Here is a 15,926-nt window from a genome sequence, read left to right on the forward strand (position 1 = left end):
CACGATCCTGTTCTCTACAAGAAGCGCCACAAAATCGAGAACATGTTCGGCAGGCTCAAGGACTGGCGGCGCATTCACACCCGCTACGACCGCTGCGCACATACCTTCTTCTCGAGCATCTGCATCGCGGCCGCTGTTATCTTCTGGCTGTGAATTTTATGAGTCCTGAGCCTAGGTAGGGACCTTTCTCTTGTCGCGGGAACCCTAATTTTGCGACGTTGCAAAGTCGGGCTAACATATTGAGCAAATGTCGGGAATTTCGCGACACTAATTTTTTTCTCTTGAGGCGGACCCTGCGTCATACCGTAAGGAAGATTCCTGAAGGAGTTTTCAATGCTTGGACACGGTAAAGAGGTATTGCTAACGGCCCATGAATGCGCCAGCCGGATCGGCTTGAGCATCCGGGCTCTTCGGCTCTACGAAAAACATGGTCTAATCTCGCCTCGCCGCACCTCCAAACAGTGGCGGCTCTATCGAGCCGACGAGGTAACCCGCTTGAATGAAATCGTCGCACTAAAGTCTATTAGACTAAGCCTTCGAGATATTTCGAAGCTCTTGCGCGGTCAGCCCACCGATCTTGGTCAAATTCTCGCCCTGCAGCGCGAAGCGCTTGCGGACAAAAGAAGCCGGGTGGAGCGAGGGCTGGCTGTGACTGAGGCTTTGAAAAAAATCCGTTCTGGACTGTCTGCGTCGCTTGACGACCTTATGACTCTCGCAAAGGAAACAAACGTGGCTGAACCGTCAAAGGATACCGTCGCCTGGCGTCGCTATGAACAGATGCGCCCGCGAATTGAAATCGATACCGCCCGGTACGATGACTATTCCGGAGCCTACGAAACTGATGGTGGGACACTTTCTATCGTGTCCCATCGCGATGGGGGCTCTTCTACCGCATCGTCGGGCAGTCGGATATCGAGATTTTTCCGGAGAGCGGGACCGAATTCTTTATGAAGGTCCTGCCAGTGCAAATTACATTTGAGCGTGGACAGGACCAACGGGTGCAACGCCTGCGCCACCATCAAAACGGTTTTGAGGATCATGCGTTCAGAACTGACCTTGATCAGGTGCGCAATATCGAAGACGCAGTCCAGGAACGCATCCGGGCGCAAAAGCCGCTGCCCGAAGGCGAGATGGTCTTGCGTGATGTGATTGAGGAGCATGCTAGGGGCGAGCCTCACCTCGATAGAATGTCGCCCGCTTTAGCTGTGCTCGCGGACGAGCAAAAGAGCTTCATTCAAGCCGAATTGAACAAGGCGGGAGAACTGAAGCAGCTTTCATTCAAGGGTGTTTCGCAAGTCGGTCTGAATATTTACGACGCTGATTTTGAACATGCAAAGATCGAATAGGGCTTTGCCCTCACCCATAGGGGGCGGATAAGCCATCTCTATCTTCGACAAACACCTTAGTCGTTCGAGCGTTGTTGCAGAAATCCTACAGATTGTCTGAAAAGTTGGCGAGCGCAGTTTCCTAAAGACATCACTATCTCCTCAGGTGAAACGAGATCGCAAATTCTGGACGCCAATACTCTTCACAATCGCCTCGACTGTTAGCGTGTCCAAAAGATCAAGCATCTCTGGCCTGCCCCATTGGGTGGTCCGGGTTTAACGTTAGTGCATGCTGTGTCTAGCCGCTACCGCCGGGGTTGATGCCGGTCCGTTCTGGCGGGGCCACAGGGTGGCTTCCGGTGCTAGTGGCTTGTAGGCAGCGTCCCCATAAACGGGGTTCATCTTTTTGACGGTGTGTGATTCCATCTCCGTGAAAGGAGATTGCCATGCGCCGTCACGAATTGAGCGACGAAGAATGGGCTATTATCGCACCTCTGTTGCCGAACAATAGCCGTGGAATAGAACGCGTCGACGACCGCCGGGTGATCAACGGCATCCTGTGGCGTTTCAGGACTGGTTCGTCTTGGCGAGATGTGCCGGAGCGTTACGGTCCGCGCACGATGCTTTACAATCGGTTCTCCCGCTGGCGCAAGGCGGGCGTCTGGGATCGCCTTCTGGACGCCGTTTCAAAGCGTTACGATGGCGACATCGTGATGATCGACAGTTCTTGTGTTCGCGTTCACCAGCATGGTGCCAACGCTAAAAAGGGGGATCTGCCGATCCTTGCATGGGACGTTCGCGCGGTGGCCTGACGACAAAGATCCACGCTCTTGTCGATGCAGATGGCAGACCAGTTCTGTTGGAACTCACCGCCGGCCAAGCCGCCGATGCACCGATGGCCGAAAAGCTGTTGAGCGACCTACGGCCCGGCGCGACGATCCTCGCCGACAAGGCATATGACACCGACGCCATTCGTAACTTTGCCAAGCAACGCAAATGCTGGGCGAATATCCCTGCAAAGGCAAATCGAAAGCAGACATTCAGCTTCAGCCGCTGGATCTACCGTCAGCGCAATCTCGTGGAACGGTTCTTTAACCGTATCAAGCAGATGCGCGGCCTTGCGACGCGATACGACCGGCGTGCTGATAATTACCTCGCCGCCCTCAAGCTTGCAGCGACGAGGATATGGATTGCTTCAGCTAATGAGTCCAGACCCTAGTTCAGTGATGAGTGCGGACGTACGGTATTGTAGTGCTGCCTCCAGCCCTCGATGATGATCTTTGCCTCCTTGAGCGCGTAGAAGATTTCTCCGTTGAGCAGTTCGTCCCTGAGCTTCGAGTTGAAGCTCTCGCAGTAGCCGTTCTCCCACGGGCTGCCTGGCATAATGTATGCCGTTTTGGCACCGACCAGCGCAATCCATTCCCTCAAAGCCTTGGCGATGAACTCAGGACCGTTGTCGGAACGAATATGTGCCGGGATGCCGCGCAGGATGAACAGATCAGAGAGGAAATCGATGACATCGACCGCCTTCAGCTTCCTCTCGACCCTGATGGCAATGCATTCTCTCGTGAACTCGTCGATCACGTTTAACATGCGGATTTTCTGTCCGTTATGCGTCCGGTCCTCGACAAAGTCATAGGACCAGACATGGTTGGGGTATTCCGGCTGAAGCCGGATGCACGAACTATCGTTCAGCCACAGCCGACCGCGCTTGGGTTGCCTGGATGGAATTTTCAGCCCCTCCCGTCGCCATATCCTCTCAACCCGTTTGACGCTCACGATCCAACCCGCTTGGTGCAGCATCGCCGTGATGCGACGCCTTACGCCAATTGAAGGCAATTGGCTGTCGGCCAGCGGGATAGCCATAGCGGCCATACTGGAGAGCGAGTGCCGTGATGTCGGCGGTTAATGCCGTCTCGTCATCCGGTGTCTTTGCGATTTTGCGCTGCGTAGAACGATGCTGGCCGAGAACCCGGCATGCCCGTCGTTCGGACACGCCCAATTCTGAGGTGATATGATCCACGCAGGCACGGCGGCGGGCGGGGCTTAGAAGTTTCCCCGAGCGGCCTCCGCCAGGATCATCTTGTCCAGGGTCAGATCGGAAACTGCACGCCTGAGCCGGGCGTTCTCCGCTTCCAGTTCCTTCAGGCGCTTGACCTGATCGCCCTTCAAACCCCCGTATTCAGGCCGCCAACGGTAGTTTGTAACTTCCGTCACGCCTATCGACGGGATCGCCTCCGCCATCGATTTTCCCTGCGCATTCAGCACGTCAACCTGACCGAGCTTCGTGACAATCTCTTCTGCCTTATATCTTTTCGCTGCCATTCCAATGTCCTTCTTCGGCTCGTAAGCCATACTTCAAGAAGGATCACTTTTCAGGGGGCAGACCAAAATGCTGAAAATCGGTCTTCTCGGTGCTGGACGAATTGGTAACGTCCACGCCAAAGCGATCACCTCAAATCCCGGAAGCGCCCTGGTCGCGGTTTCCGACGTTAAAGCATTTCCCTGACTGATTGAATCGGATTGCTTTGCAAATCAGTCTCCTTCTGATTCAAACTATCTGCCGATGGAGGTCGGCAGATATGTCGAGAGCCCTTTCCGTTGATCTTCGCATAGGTGTGCTCGCTGCCGTGAACGGCGGCGCATTGCATAGAGAGGCTGCCGAGCGTTTCGGCGTGAGCGCAGCCAGCGTGAGCCGTTGGCGTCACTTGCAAATCCAGCAGGGAAATGTTCGACCCGGTCCACTCGGCGGCGACCGCAATTCCCACAAGACAGAAGCGCATGCCGATCTAATCATGATCTGGCTCGTCGAGCACCGGGACGGCACCCTTTTCGAGCTTCGCAAAGCCTTGGATGATCAAGGCATTTCCATCAGCAAGTCGGCGCTGCATCGCTTTCTTGTCCGGCACGAACAAACGCGCAAAAGAAGACTGGCCATGCGGTAGAGCAAAGCCGTCCGGACGTGCTGGAAAAGCGGCAATGCTGGTTCGGGGCGCAACTCGATCTCGATCCAGAGCGGCTCGTGTTCATCGACGAAACCTGGACCGCGACCAATATGGCTCGTACTCACGGGCGATGCCGCAAGGGCGAGCGGTTGCGGATGGGTTTCCCTCACGGTCATCGGAAGACGACCACATTGGTTGCGGGCCTCCGCAACACGGGAATGGTCGCGCCACTTGTCATAGACGGACCGATTAACGGTGAGTGGTTCGAGGCGTATGTGGCTCAGGTTCTGGTTCCGACATTGAAACCAGGGGACGTTGTCATCCTCGACAATCTGTCCAGCCACAAACGACCGGCAGCAAGGGAACTGATCGAGGCGGTCGGCGCGACAATGATGTTCCTTCCGCCCTACAGCCCGGACTTCAACCCCATTGAGAAGGCCTTCTCCAAGCTCAAGGCTCTCCTACGAAAAGCTGCGGAGAGAACCGTCACCGGACTATGGGATCGCATCGGCAAGCTGATTGATATGGTCGAACCGCAAGAAGCTCAGAACTACTTCAATTCCTGCGGATATGATCCAACATGATAGGGAAACGCTCTAATACGGACGCTGCCGGAAAACTCGCCGGCCAGTATGGCGCCGAAGCCCGTTCTAGCGCCGACATCATCAACGATGCCTCCATCGATGCCGTGCTCATCGCGACGTCGACCGACACGCATTCCGATCTGATCGAAGCTGCGACCAGGGCCGGCAAGGCCGTGCTGTGCGAGAAGCCCGTCGATCTGAGCCGGGAACGCGCACGCGCCTGCCAGGTCGTCGCGGCTGGCACCGGCAAACCCGTCATGATCGGCTTCAATCGTCGTTTCGATCCGAACTTCGCTGCCCTCAAGACCGCCGCCGACCGTGGCGACATCGGCAAAACCGAGCTTCTGTCGATTACGTTGTTCGATCCCGCACCACCGCCAGTTTCTTACATCAAGGTGTCCGGCGGCTTGTTCCGTGATATGATGATCCACGACTTCGACCTGGCATGCTGGATCTTCGGTGGCGCTCCCGAGACCGTCAGCGCAACCGGAAGCTCGATCGTCGATCCCGAGATCGGAGCCGCCGGTGACGTCGATACCGCTGCCGTCACACTGAAGTTTGCCGACGGACGCATTGCCGTCATCAAGAACAGCCGGCGCGCCGTCTATGGCTACGACCAGCGCATCGAGCTTCTCGGCTCCGAGGGTCTTCTGTCGGCCGGAAACATCCTTGAAAATACCGTGACGAAGGCGACGAAGGACGGCGTGACCGGCGCAAAGCCAGAGTTCTTCTTCCTTGAGCGATACATGCGCGCCTATTCGAACGAATGGAACGCTTTTGTGGATGCCATCACGTCCGGCTCGGCCCTGCCGGTCTCGTTGCAAGACGGCGTCAATGCGCTCGCACTTGCAGAAGCGGCTACACTGTCGCTGAAGACAGGTCAGACAGTCGGGCTCTCCGAGATTTTGTAGCGAGCGAGGGCGTTCGATGCCTCAAATGAGAGAGGCTCCGGCCAGCTTCCGGAGCCTGAAAGATGAGATCGCCAAGCGAAACCTCCGTTTCCCGGCTCGTGTCGAGAATGTTGCAAGGCTGTGTTTCGACAACCCCCAACTGCTTGCTTTCGAAGCGACGACGGTCATTGCAAAACGCGCAGGAATATCCCGTTCGAAAGTTCTTCGGTTCGCTTACCTGATCGGGTTTAAGGATATAAAGTCCGCGCGTCGCATCTTTCAAGATGAAATTCGGATTTCTCAGAGGTTGTCCCGAATGGAGTTGAGTGATTCCAGCCAGTTGTGATTCCATCGGATGTGCGAAGTTTCGATGGAGAACACGATGGCTTGGACTGAAACACTCGGCGGCAAAATGTCCGTTGAACGAGCCGATATGCAAGAGACGTTACAGATTGCGAATGGGATTGTGTTGTCCCTTTCATGCCGGCGCCACGGCGTCTGTGCCGCCCGCACAAGACCGATCTGCGCGATGTTTTGAACGCCCTTCTCTCTATTGCTTCAACGGGCTGCCAGTGACGGATGCTACCGAAGCACTTTCCGCCGTGTTCGACGGTGCAGCGGTATCTCTACGAATAGCGAGAAGTGGGTCTTTGGTAATGGATCAACCACCACCTCGTCATGGAAGCACGCGGCGTGTAGAAGCGCTCTGGCACAAGACCGACTTGGTTTTCGACCTGTCTTTTCTTCCAGCCGGATGCTGGCGTGCAGGCTACGGGATGCACGAGATAATGGCTGCGCATCTGCAGGAAACGGCGATTGTAGAGCCGTTCCTTGCCGATAAAGACGGCCTCCACCGCCGTCTTCTCCCGGCGAATGCTCGCATTCGTCCGGTGTTGTCGTAGATGCCGCGCGTGCAGGTGCCACGGAAGAAGTCGAAGGCCTTGTCTTGGGCGTCGAAGACCATCTCTTGGCTCTCACGCATTTAGGCCCCCCGCTAACATAATCCGGCTGTGGCAGAGGCGGACATGGGTAACCTTCACCGTCGTCGTCACGCCCTGGATCAGGACGATCTCGTGGCTCCAGTCAAACTGATAGGCCTCGCCGGGCGCATAGTAGAGCGGCACGTCGACCTCGGCCATCACAGCCCCTCGATCCTTCGACCATCCCTTCGCATAGCGCCGGATTGCATCGTAGTTGCCGTCGTAGCCCAGCGCCCGAAGCTTTTCGTAAATCCGGATCAGCGTTAGCCGCTCGCGAGATGGCTTGCCGTCGTTCGCGCCAAGGAAGCGCTCGATCTCCGCCTTCCAGGCCCCGGTCTTCGGCAGCGGCTGCGTTCGCGCTCATAGGAAAAGTCGGTCTCGTCAGACCGCAGTATCTTGCGCACCGTGTTGCGGGAAACATGCAGCTCCAGGACGATCTTCTTTACCGACCAGCCTTGCACATGGAAGGCTCGACGAACACGCGCAATCGTATCCACTCGCTTCAACTCCCACTCCATCCGCCAGCAAAAGACGGATGGTCAGACGAAACAGGTGGGGGGGCAAAATTGGACGCCGTTCACCCTGCCAGAGGGGTCAATATACCACGCCGAAACACAGGCCCAGTCCGAGTCCGTATTGCAAGTCTCGCTCGACCTTCTTTTAATGATCTCAGTGTTTTCATGCGCGTGGCATCGGCTGCGCAAGTCAGATCAGGTTATGCAAAGGATTGAACGTAGCTCGAGAACAGGGCAACGCGGCGGTCGCCACTCTTGGTAGTAAGATTTATGTTCTCCCACCAACCGGGCTACGGCATAAGCTTACGCTGCCGCAAGCGCATCGAAGAGGTGTTCGGCTGGATCAAGGCGCAGGCCCGCTTCGCCGAGGTATAAGTTTGCGGCAGACTGAAAGTCTCCGCCGTCTTCGGATCCGCTACCTATAACCTCGTCGGACTGCCAAAAATGCTAGCACAGGCCGCCTGACAGGGCCGCTGCACAGTCATCGAAGACCCATAGCCAACACAGGCGACCGAAGTCAGCAACCGGTTCAAACGCAATACCCTACCGAATGCGCCACTAAAACAACTAACGCAGCCGTTTTGCAGCAGCCTGTGAGACCGATTTCGACTGGACGACAACAAAGTAGCCACTATTTTAGGATTCTATCCAATCTCACAGCAGTGCATTCTGCCTGTTTACTGTATCAGAATAGGCAGCTAAATCCCGTGACACCAACCTTCCACACGCTGCGACCCGCACGTCTCAGGCGACGTGCCGGCGTTTTGGATCGGGGATAGGGACGGCTTCGATAAGGGCTTGAGTATAAGCGTCCTGAGGGTTCCCGAACACGGAACGGCGCGATCCTATCTCGACGATCCGGCCGGAGCGCAGGACGGCGACGTTGTGGGACATCTGCTCAATAACCGCCATGTCGTGCGAAATGAACAGATAGGCCAGCCCCATCGTTTCCTGCAGTTCCAGCATCAGATCGAGCACGCGCGCTCGCACGGACACGTCGAGCGCCGCCACGCTTTCATCCGCGACGATCAGCTTCGGACCGAGCGCGAGCGCCCGCGCGATGCAGATCCTCTGGCGCTGGCCGCCGGAGAATTCGTGCGGGTACCGCGTTGCGGCTTCTGGCGCAAGGCCGACCTGGCGCAGTAGCTCGGCGACCCGGTCCTCGCGCTCGCCCTTGTTGGCGAGCCCATGGATGGCGAGCGGTTCGGCGATCGCCGCACCGACCGCCATGCGTGGGTCGAGGGAGGCATAGGGGTCCTGAAAGATCATCTGCGCCCGACGGCGCACAGGGGCCATCTGGCGCTGGCTGAGCCCACCGATATTCCGGCCGTCGATGACGATGTCGCCCGTGAACGGAATGAGACCGAGAACGGCCTTGCCGGTGGTGGATTTCCCCGAACCGCTCTCGCCCACGAGACCGAGGGTCTGGCCGGGCAGGATCTCGAAGGAGACGTCGCTGACGACCGGTAAAGGCGGTGTCTTGCCGAAAAGCCAGCCCGTCGCCTTGCCATAGGTGACGTCGAGCTTTCGGACGGTCAGAACCGGCTGACGATCGGTCGGCGAGGACTGCGTCGGCTCCGGGCTTTTGCGCGGTGGGCTTTCAGTTCCCGCGTAGGAGCCGAGCCGCGGCACCGCGGCCAGGAGGTCGCGCGTGTAGCGCTCCTGCGGCGCACCGAAGAGTGGCACGACCTCGCCCTGCTCGATAATCCGGCCGGCCTGCATGATGACGACGCGGTCGGCCATCTGGGCGACGACGCCCATGTCGTGGGTGATGAGAACGACCGAAGCGCCGAACTCGCGCTTCAATTCGTTGATCAGCTTCAGGATCTGCGCCTGAACCGTGACGTCGAGGGCTGTCGTCGGCTCGTCGGCGATCAGCACTTTCGGCCGGCAGGAAAGCGCCATCGCGATCATAACCCGCTGGCGCATGCCGCCCGACAGCTCGTGCGGAAACTGCTTCAGCCGCTTGGCGGGTTCGGTGATGTGGACGGCATCGAGCATACGCAACGCCGCGGCGTCGACGCTCTTGCCGTCCGAACCCTGATGCTCGCGGATCGTCTCGGTCAGCTGCGCACCGACGGACATGACCGGATTGAGCGACGTCATTGGTTCCTGGAACACCATGGCGATATCGCCGCCCCGCACGCTGCGCATGGCCCGGTTGGGCAGCCGGGAGAGCTCGCGGCCCTCAAGCGAAATGCTGCCCGAGGCGATCTGCAACGAGGCCTTGGGCAGAAGCCCCATGATGGCGAGCGACGTCACGGACTTGCCGGAGCCGCTTTCGCCCGCGATGCAGAGCGTCTCTCCGGCCATCAATCCAAAACTGACGTCGTCGATCACGCGTTGGAGGCCTTCCGGCGTACGCGCATCAACGCAAAGCTCGCTGACCGCAAGCACCGGGGCGGAAACCAAGGGCGAAACCGGGGCAGGCGACGTCACGAAAATACGATCCTCGGAAAGTAGAAAGACACGACCCAATTGGGCATATCGACGATCTCGCTGATCCGGAGATCGCCGCAGACGGAGCAGAGCATATAGGCATCGACGGGATTCATGCCGTGTTCGGCGACCAGAAGGTCGATCATCCGCATGACGCTTTCGCGGGCACCCGTCATCAGGTCGGGGCCGATCCCCGTGGTGACCTCGTAGCCCATGCCGTCGAGATGGCGTGTGACCGGCTCCGTCGTGGTGAAGCGGGGGGTCTGCAGGCGTGCGTCCTTGACGAGTTCGATCGTCGCCTCGACCTCCATCTGGCTTTCGATCGCCGTGCCACAGACCTCGCCGTCGCCCTGCGCCGCATGCGTGTCGCCGATCGAAAAGAGCGCGCCTTCGACCTCCACCGGCAGATAGAGCGTGACCCCCGATGTGAGGTCGCGGATGTCGAGATTGCCGCCGACGCGTCGGGGTGGCACGACCGAATGAAGGCCCGGCTCAGCCGGCGCGACGCCGATCGTACCCGCAAAGGGTTTCAGCGGCACCTTGCCGCCGGGCCCGAAGAGCGATGGCGCCATGCTGTTGGCGTCGTAGGTCCAGACATGCAGGGCCGGATCCTTGAATTGATCAGAAAGCAGCCCGAAGCCTGGAATATTCGCCGTCCAGCCGACGCCCGAGGGAACGAAACGACGAATCGTTACCTTGAGCGCATCGCCGGGAACCGCACCCTCGATATAGACGGGACCCGAGACCGGATTGATCCGCCCGAATTCGAGCGCTGCGAGGCTTTCGAGCGTCGAGCCGGCACCGAGCTGACCGCCGGAGGAATCTAGGCATTCGAAGTGGATGGTTTCTCCAGGCTTGGCGACGACGGCCGGCTCGAAATCCTTGTTCCAGCCGAAATGATGCTGGGCGCGATGAATGGTATAGGTGCAGGCGACGCACATGGTGTTCTCTTCTCTTGGCTTGTTTGTCTTCCCCAGGCATCCTCTCCCCCAGGCTGCGAGAAGAGCTTGGGGAGAGGATAGATGCGGTGATGTCTAGTGTTTGACGAAGATCGCGTCGTAGTTGATCACCCGTGTCGGATCGATGTAGATATCGCCTTCGCCGCCCATGCGCGGCGACTTGGCGACGACGCGGCGCTCGTTCGTCACCGGAATCCACGGCGCATCGGCCATGATGTCGGTGAAGATCTTTTCCCATGCGGCTGTGCGCTCCGATGTCTTGGCAGGATCGGAGATCGCGTCCGCCGCGATCGCGCGTTTGTCCAGCTCGGCGTTGCAGTACCAGGACCAGTTCCACCCGCCCGGTACCGCTCCCGCGCAGCCGAGGATCGGTCCGTAGAAATTCGACGGATCCGGGAAGTCGGCGATCCAGGCCATGCCGCCGGACCAGATCATCGGTGCTTCGCCTTCCGTGCCGCCCGCGGCGATCACGTTCGATTGCGCCAGGGCCCGCACTTCGGCCTTGACGCCGATGGCGGCGAGATCCTGCTGGATCGCCTGGGCGATGCGCGGCTGCGGATCGGTGTTGGTCGAGTAGAGGATCGTTTCGAAGCCATCGGCAAGCCCCGCTTCGGCCAGCAGCGCCTTGGCCTTGGCGACGTCGTAACCATAGCCGGTATAGGCCTTGTCGTAGCCGGGCATCAGCGGCGGCAGAACTTGGTTGGCGGCGGTCGCGCGACCGTTGAGAATGCGGGTGATCCGCTCCTTGTTGATCGCCATGTTGACGGCTTGGCGGACTTTCAGATCGTCGAACGGTTTCACCTTGGTGTTCAGCGTCACGTAGCCCGTATGAAGTTGCGCGCCATCGACGATCATGTCGACGCCTTCCGGCGCGTTCTTCATTTCCAGGAACTTTGCCGGCGGGATGCCGTCTCCGGCGATATCGACCTCGCCCTTCTGCAGGCGCAACAGTGCCACGAGAGGCTCCTGGCCGACCTCGACCGTGAAGCTGTCGAGATGCGGCATATCCTTGACGAAATAGGCAGGGTTGCGCTCGAAGACGAGACGCTGCCCGATGACCCATTCCTTCAGGACGAAGGTGCCGGAGCCGATAGGGTTCTTGCCGAAATCACCCGCCGCGGCCTCAACCGCCTCCTTCGGAACGACGGAGGCGAAGTTGATGGCCAGCACATGCAGGAAGGTCGCATCGGGTCGCGACAGGTGAAAGATGACGGTTGTATCGTCAGGCGTCTCGATGCCCTCCAACGTCTGCGACGTGCCGCCCGAGAGCGTGTCGAAGCCCTTGATGGCTCCGAAGAAGCCGGCGCCTGGGCCCTGCGTTTTTGGGTTCACGGCCCGTTCGATCGAATATTTCACGTCGGATGCGACGACGCCGCGGCCATTCGAGAAGGTCACGCCCTTGCGAAGCTTGAAGGTGTAGGTGAGGCCGTCCGGCGAAACGTCGAAGGTTTCGGCAAGCGACGGAACAAGCTCCGGCGTTCCCGGCTTGTAGTCCATCAAGCGGGAGTACAGGCTCTTGATCATCGACCAGTTGACCCAATCATAGCCGATCGCCGGATCGAGCGTGGCGATATCGTCCTTGTAGGTGATGACGATATCGCCGCCCTGTGCGGGCGCACCTTGCGCGAAAGCGCAGACCGGCGTGACGACGAGCGCCACGGCTACGGTTGTCTGTCGAAGCCAGCATTTCAACATTGCACGTTCCCCTTTTTGATTGTGACTGCGGTTTGCGATCAGCGCGCTCGAATGCGCGGATCGATGAGTGGTGTGACGATGTCGGCAAGCAGGTTGCCGAGAACGATGGCCAGCGCCGAAATGAGCGTGACGCCCATGATGATCGGAATATCGACCTGCTGAATGGCCTGCCAAGCGAGCTGCCCGATGCCGGGCCACCCGTAGACGGCCTCGACCACCACGACGCCGCCCATGAACTGGCCGATATCGATGCCGATCATGGCGATGATCGGCAGGAGAGCGTTGGGCAGGGCATGGCGCAGCACGATGCGGGCGGAAGACAGGCCCTTGGCCCGCGCGGTGCGGACATAATCCTGGTTGAGCACGTCGACCATGGCCGAGCGCACCATTCGCGCGTACCAGCCGGCGCCGAGAATGCCGAGCGTGCTCGCCGGCAGGACGACATGGGCAAGGGTACCGTAGCCGCTCATCGGAAACCAGCCGAGCGTGACGGCGAAGAGATAGAGGAGGAGCAGGGCGGCCACGAATTGCGGCGCGGACACCCCGACGAAGGAAGCCATCATCACGATCCGATCGACGGCGCCGCCGCGACGGATGGCGGCGATGACGCCGAAGGAGATGCCGAGCAACACCTCGATGAAGATACCGGCTGCCATCAGCACGAGCGTCGCGGGCAGCCGCGCGGCGATCAGCATGCCGACATCCGTCTTCTGCGCATAGGACCGGCCGAGATCGCCCGCGACGATGCCCTGGAGATAGACCCAGAACTGGACCAGCAGCGGCTTGTCCAGCCCGAGTTCATGACGGATGTTGGCGACGGTCTGTGCCGTGGCGCTGCGGCCGGCGATCATGCGGGCGGGATCGGCCGGCAGCGCGTAGAGAAGAAGAAACGTGATCGCGGCGACGCCGAGCAGGATCAGCACCGTCTGGACGATGCGGCGGGCAAGCAGCAGAGCCATTTCACCCTCTCCCGCGCTGCGTCGGATCGAGAATGTCGCGCAGCGCGTCCCCGACAAGATTGAAGGACAGCGCCGTCAGCAGGATCACCGCACCTGGAATGAAGACCAGCCAGGGAGCGGCCTGGAAATAGCTCTGGCTCTCGAAGATGATATTGCCCCAGGAGGGCTGCGGCGGCTGCACGCCGATGCCGAGGAACGACAGGGTCGCCTCCAGAAGCACGGTGGTCGCGATGCCGAGTGTGCCCCAGACGATCGCCGTCGGCATCAGATGCGGCAGGATATGGTAGACGAGGATGCGGACATGGCCCGCTCCCAGCGCGCGCTCCGCCAGAATGAAGTCGCGCTCTACGAGACCGCGTGTCTCCGTATAGACGATCCGCGCCACCTGCACCCAGTTGACCAGCGCGATCACCATCGCGACGATCCAGAGGCTTGGGCGCAGCAGCGCCGCCAGCACGATTGCGAGTAGCAGGGCGGGAAACGCCATCATCAAATCCGTGAACCGCATCAGCAGATTGCCCATGAGACCGCGCACGTAACCGGCGAGGATGCCGATGAGAAGGCCGATCGACACGGCGATCCCGTTGGCGACGAGACCGATCACGAGCGAGGTTCGGGCGCCGTAGAGAAGCCGCGAAAAGAGGTCGCGACCCAGCGTGTCGGTGCCGAGAAGAAACTGCGCACCCGGTGGCATCGGCGCGCCTTCGAGCGTCAGTCCGTAGAACATCTGTTCGTCTGGGCTGTAGGGCGCAACGAGCGGTGCGGTGATGGCGAGGACGATGACGATGAACACGATTGAGAGACCGAAAAGCGCCGAAGGCTGGCGGATCATCGCTTTCAGGACACGCATCAGACGGCCTCCGGCATCGGCTCTGCGCCGCCGACGATCGAGGCGGCCATCTGCTCCATGGCCATTCGCCGCTTCATGGCGCAGTTGCGCAGCGTGTCGTAGGCATGGTGCTCGTCGACTTTCCGCGCCGCCATGATCTGCTGCACGGCGGCGTGAACGAGCGGACGCAAGCGGACGCGCTCTTCGAGATGCGCGATCTTTTCCGTGACCGCAAGGCGCTCCCGGTGGATGCCGAGCGCCATTACCAGCGCCGGATAGACCGCGGAAACGGAGAGCGGTTTTGCGATAATCGCACCCGCGCCCTGCTGGATCGCCCAGGCGATACGTCCGGGGGCTTCCGAGCCGAGAAGGGCGACCAGCGGACGAGGTGCGGTCCCGCCGCCCCAGGGCAGAAGCCCGTCCCAACCCTGATCCGCATCGACCAGCACAAGATCCGGCAGTGCATTCTCGTCCAGGGGCGCCCATTGCTGCGTGACGGAGCAGCCGAGAAGCTTGAGCTGACGGATGAGACGCTCCGTCAGACTGTCCTCGCGATGCAGGAGCGCGGCGTGCCAGCCGGTAAAGTTCGGGGTTTCCCTCATGAGACGACCCGCAGTTGCCGCAGGGAGCGCCGGTTGCGCCCGGTCAGATAGGGATCGGCGGCGATGGCGGATTGCGACGTCACGATCGCGAAGCCGTTGTCATCGGTAATGCGTCCGAGATGAAATGGCAGCGCTGCATGATGGGTGTCGGGATCGATGAGGATCGGCCCGAGAACGGAGCGGGCGGGAGCCGCCGACAAGATTTTCCGCACCGCCACCGGATCGTCGGTGCCGGCGGCGATGATGGCCTCGGCGCAGAGTTTCAACGAGGTGTATGCACAGGCAAACACGCTTGAAATCCGCCGCTCCGCCCCGAATCGGGCCGTGACCCGCCGCTTGAAATCCATATTGTCCGGCGTGTCGAGGCTGTCGAAATAGGCCGCGGCGCAGAGTTGACCCGTCGCAACGCCGGCGCCTATAGCGGACAGTTCGCACTCGGTAAGATCGCAGCTGACGACCGGGCAGTTTTCGGGCCGGAAAGCTGGGTCCCGCGCGCCGAGCGCCTTGATGGCGGCAAGAAAAGCATAGCTCGACGGGCCGATCAGGTTGTTGAGAATGAAGCTTGGCCGTTGCAGTTCGATGTCGGCGACGACGCGCTCGACCGCAGTTTCCTCGAACGGAAGATACCGCTCGCCCAGAACCTCGCCGCCCGCAGCCCCGATCAGTTCTCGCGCCAACCGGTTCATCTCCCAGCCCCAGACATAGTTCGCCCCGACCAGATATGGCCGGTTGCCATAACGCGGCAGCAAATAGTCGAAGACCGGCAGGAGATGCTGGTTCGGGCAGCCGCCGATATAGACAACGTTCTCGTTGGCCTCGAAGCCCTCGTAAGGGCACATGTACCACAGCAGGCCGTCATGCTTCTCAACAAGAGGAAGCACTTCTTTGCGCGCCAGCGAAGTGATGGTTCCGACAATATGCCGGCACCCCCGATCGCGCAGCAGGCTGCGCGCGCCCTCCAGATAGTCCGGAATATGCGCCTTCGGATCGATGAATTCCGGCACGATGCGCCTCTCATGCGCCGTTTGCAGTTCGTGGAGCGCCATCTCCGCCCCGTCCCGCGCATCCCGCCCCATTGATCCGTAGGGACCAGTGGTGGAATAAAGAATGCCGATCTTCACCGCGTCGCGCATGATAAGCCCAAACGAAAAAGCCCCATGACGCGTTTCCCATGAAGACGGGACGTCATGAGGCCAAACTGCCC

The 15,926-nt window shown here is 60.0% G+C and carries 13 protein-coding genes and 5 pseudogenes; 9 read left to right on the top strand and 9 right to left on the bottom strand.

Annotated elements, in window-relative coordinates; genetic code table 11:
* The 4 genes from C8J36_RS16030 to C8J36_RS16040 all read left to right on the top strand — a co-directional run.
* Positions 1-153 (top strand): transposase (locus C8J36_RS16030; RefSeq protein WP_132532916.1); only part of this gene is annotated, 153 nt, incomplete at its 5' end.
* A 180-nt stretch (positions 154-333) separates the two neighbouring features.
* Complete coding sequence (locus C8J36_RS24970; protein ID WP_165915077.1) at positions 334-951, top strand: MerR family transcriptional regulator; 618 nt, start codon at positions 334-336, stop codon at positions 949-951.
* 47 nt (positions 952-998) lie between these two features.
* On the top strand, positions 999-1,346 hold the full coding sequence (locus tag C8J36_RS24975) for a hypothetical protein (RefSeq protein WP_207897524.1): 348 nt from the start codon (positions 999-1,001) through the stop codon (positions 1,344-1,346).
* 419 nt (positions 1,347-1,765) lie between these two features.
* A protein-coding gene (locus tag C8J36_RS16040) for an IS5 family transposase (RefSeq protein WP_245506601.1) occupies positions 1,766-2,544 on the top strand; the annotation gives its coding sequence in 2 pieces (ribosomal slippage) (positions 1,766-2,108 and positions 2,108-2,544; 780 coding nt in all).
* Here C8J36_RS16040 and C8J36_RS16045 read toward each other — a convergent pair.
* Positions 2,541-3,650 (bottom strand): annotated as a pseudogene (locus C8J36_RS16045) (IS3 family transposase). The gene C8J36_RS16040 and the pseudogene C8J36_RS16045 overlap by 4 nt on opposite strands.
* A 67-nt stretch (positions 3,651-3,717) precedes the next feature.
* Here C8J36_RS16045 and C8J36_RS25355 point away from each other — a divergent pair.
* The 4 genes and pseudogenes from C8J36_RS25355 to C8J36_RS25155 form a co-directional block, all read left to right on the top strand.
* A pseudogene (locus C8J36_RS25355) lies at positions 3,718-3,831 on the top strand (inositol 2-dehydrogenase); the annotation flags it as partial.
* A 76-nt stretch (positions 3,832-3,907) separates the two neighbouring features.
* Positions 3,908-4,854, top strand: a protein-coding gene (locus tag C8J36_RS16055; protein ID WP_132536350.1) for an IS630 family transposase whose coding sequence is annotated in 2 segments (ribosomal slippage) — positions 3,908-4,247 and positions 4,247-4,854 — 948 coding nt in all. Because the reading frame shifts where the segments join, the coding sequence is not laid out codon by codon here.
* Complete coding sequence (iolG, locus tag C8J36_RS16060) at positions 4,851-5,765, top strand: inositol 2-dehydrogenase (protein WP_132536352.1); 915 nt, start codon at positions 4,851-4,853, stop codon at positions 5,763-5,765. Before C8J36_RS16055 ends, iolG begins: the two co-directional genes overlap by 4 nt.
* A 361-nt stretch (positions 5,766-6,126) precedes the next feature.
* Positions 6,127-6,377, top strand: a pseudogene (locus C8J36_RS25155) (transposase); the annotation flags it as partial.
* A 53-nt stretch (positions 6,378-6,430) separates the two neighbouring features.
* Here the strand turns inward: C8J36_RS25155 and istA are convergent.
* Positions 6,431-7,230: pseudogene (gene istA, locus C8J36_RS25360) on the bottom strand (IS21 family transposase); the annotation flags it as partial.
* A 297-nt stretch (positions 7,231-7,527) separates the two neighbouring features.
* On the opposite strand from istA, the pseudogene C8J36_RS25365 reads away from it, so the two are divergent.
* Positions 7,528-7,704 (top strand): annotated as a pseudogene (locus tag C8J36_RS25365) (IS5/IS1182 family transposase); the annotation flags it as partial.
* Between the two features lie 279 nt (positions 7,705-7,983).
* Here C8J36_RS25365 and C8J36_RS16085 read toward each other — a convergent pair.
* The 7 genes from C8J36_RS16085 to C8J36_RS16115 all read right to left on the bottom strand — a co-directional run bounded on the left by C8J36_RS16085 (position 7,984) and on the right by C8J36_RS16115 (position 15,855).
* On the bottom strand, positions 7,984-9,678 hold the full coding sequence (locus C8J36_RS16085) for an ABC transporter ATP-binding protein (RefSeq protein ID WP_245506586.1): 1,695 nt from the start codon (positions 9,676-9,678) through the stop codon (positions 7,984-7,986).
* Positions 9,675-10,619, bottom strand: coding sequence for an acetamidase/formamidase family protein (locus tag C8J36_RS16090; protein WP_132536356.1), 945 nt, complete (start codon positions 10,617-10,619; stop codon positions 9,675-9,677). The genes C8J36_RS16085 and C8J36_RS16090 overlap by 4 nt, the downstream gene beginning before the upstream one ends.
* A 93-nt stretch (positions 10,620-10,712) precedes the next feature.
* On the bottom strand, positions 10,713-12,332 hold the full coding sequence (locus tag C8J36_RS16095; RefSeq protein WP_132536358.1) for an ABC transporter substrate-binding protein: 1,620 nt from the start codon (positions 12,330-12,332) through the stop codon (positions 10,713-10,715).
* Between the two features lie 38 nt (positions 12,333-12,370).
* Positions 12,371-13,291 (bottom strand): ABC transporter permease, encoded by a 921-nt coding sequence (locus C8J36_RS16100; RefSeq protein ID WP_132536360.1) that lies wholly within the window; start codon positions 13,289-13,291, stop codon positions 12,371-12,373.
* 1 nt (position 13,292) lies between these two features.
* Positions 13,293-14,141: an ABC transporter permease gene (locus C8J36_RS16105; RefSeq protein WP_132536362.1), complete on the bottom strand. Its 849-nt coding sequence runs from the start codon at positions 14,139-14,141 to the stop codon at positions 13,293-13,295.
* The gene (locus tag C8J36_RS16110; RefSeq protein WP_132536364.1) at positions 14,141-14,722 is read right to left on the bottom strand and encodes an ANTAR domain-containing protein; all 582 of its coding nucleotides are present in this window, start codon (positions 14,720-14,722) and stop codon (positions 14,141-14,143) included. Before C8J36_RS16110 ends, C8J36_RS16105 begins: the two co-directional genes overlap by 1 nt.
* Complete coding sequence (locus C8J36_RS16115) at positions 14,719-15,855, bottom strand: transporter substrate-binding protein (protein WP_132536638.1); 1,137 nt, start codon at positions 15,853-15,855, stop codon at positions 14,719-14,721. Before C8J36_RS16115 ends, C8J36_RS16110 begins: the two co-directional genes overlap by 4 nt.
* Between the last annotated feature and the right edge of the window lie 71 nt (positions 15,856-15,926).

The sequence above is a fragment of the Rhizobium sp. PP-F2F-G48 genome, from assembly GCF_004342335.1.
Lineage (GTDB): Bacteria > Pseudomonadota > Alphaproteobacteria > Rhizobiales > Rhizobiaceae > Ferranicluibacter.

Coding starts and splice junctions, on each gene's coding strand:
- C8J36_RS24970 (WP_165915077.1), top strand. CDS start 334: ATGCTTGGACACGGTAAAGAGGTATTGCTAACGGCCCATGAATGCGCC.
- iolG (WP_132536352.1), top strand. CDS start 4,851: ATGATAGGGAAACGCTCTAATACGGACGCTGCCGGAAAACTCGCCGGC.
- C8J36_RS16090 (WP_132536356.1), bottom strand. CDS start 10,619: ATGTGCGTCGCCTGCACCTATACCATTCATCGCGCCCAGCATCATTTC.
- C8J36_RS16095 (WP_132536358.1), bottom strand. CDS start 12,332: ATGTTGAAATGCTGGCTTCGACAGACAACCGTAGCCGTGGCGCTCGTC.
- C8J36_RS16100 (WP_132536360.1), bottom strand. CDS start 13,291: ATGGCTCTGCTGCTTGCCCGCCGCATCGTCCAGACGGTGCTGATCCTG.
- C8J36_RS16105 (WP_132536362.1), bottom strand. CDS start 14,141: ATGCGTGTCCTGAAAGCGATGATCCGCCAGCCTTCGGCGCTTTTCGGT.
- C8J36_RS16110 (WP_132536364.1), bottom strand. CDS start 14,722: ATGAGGGAAACCCCGAACTTTACCGGCTGGCACGCCGCGCTCCTGCAT.
- C8J36_RS16115 (WP_132536638.1), bottom strand. CDS start 15,855: ATGCGCGACGCGGTGAAGATCGGCATTCTTTATTCCACCACTGGTCCC.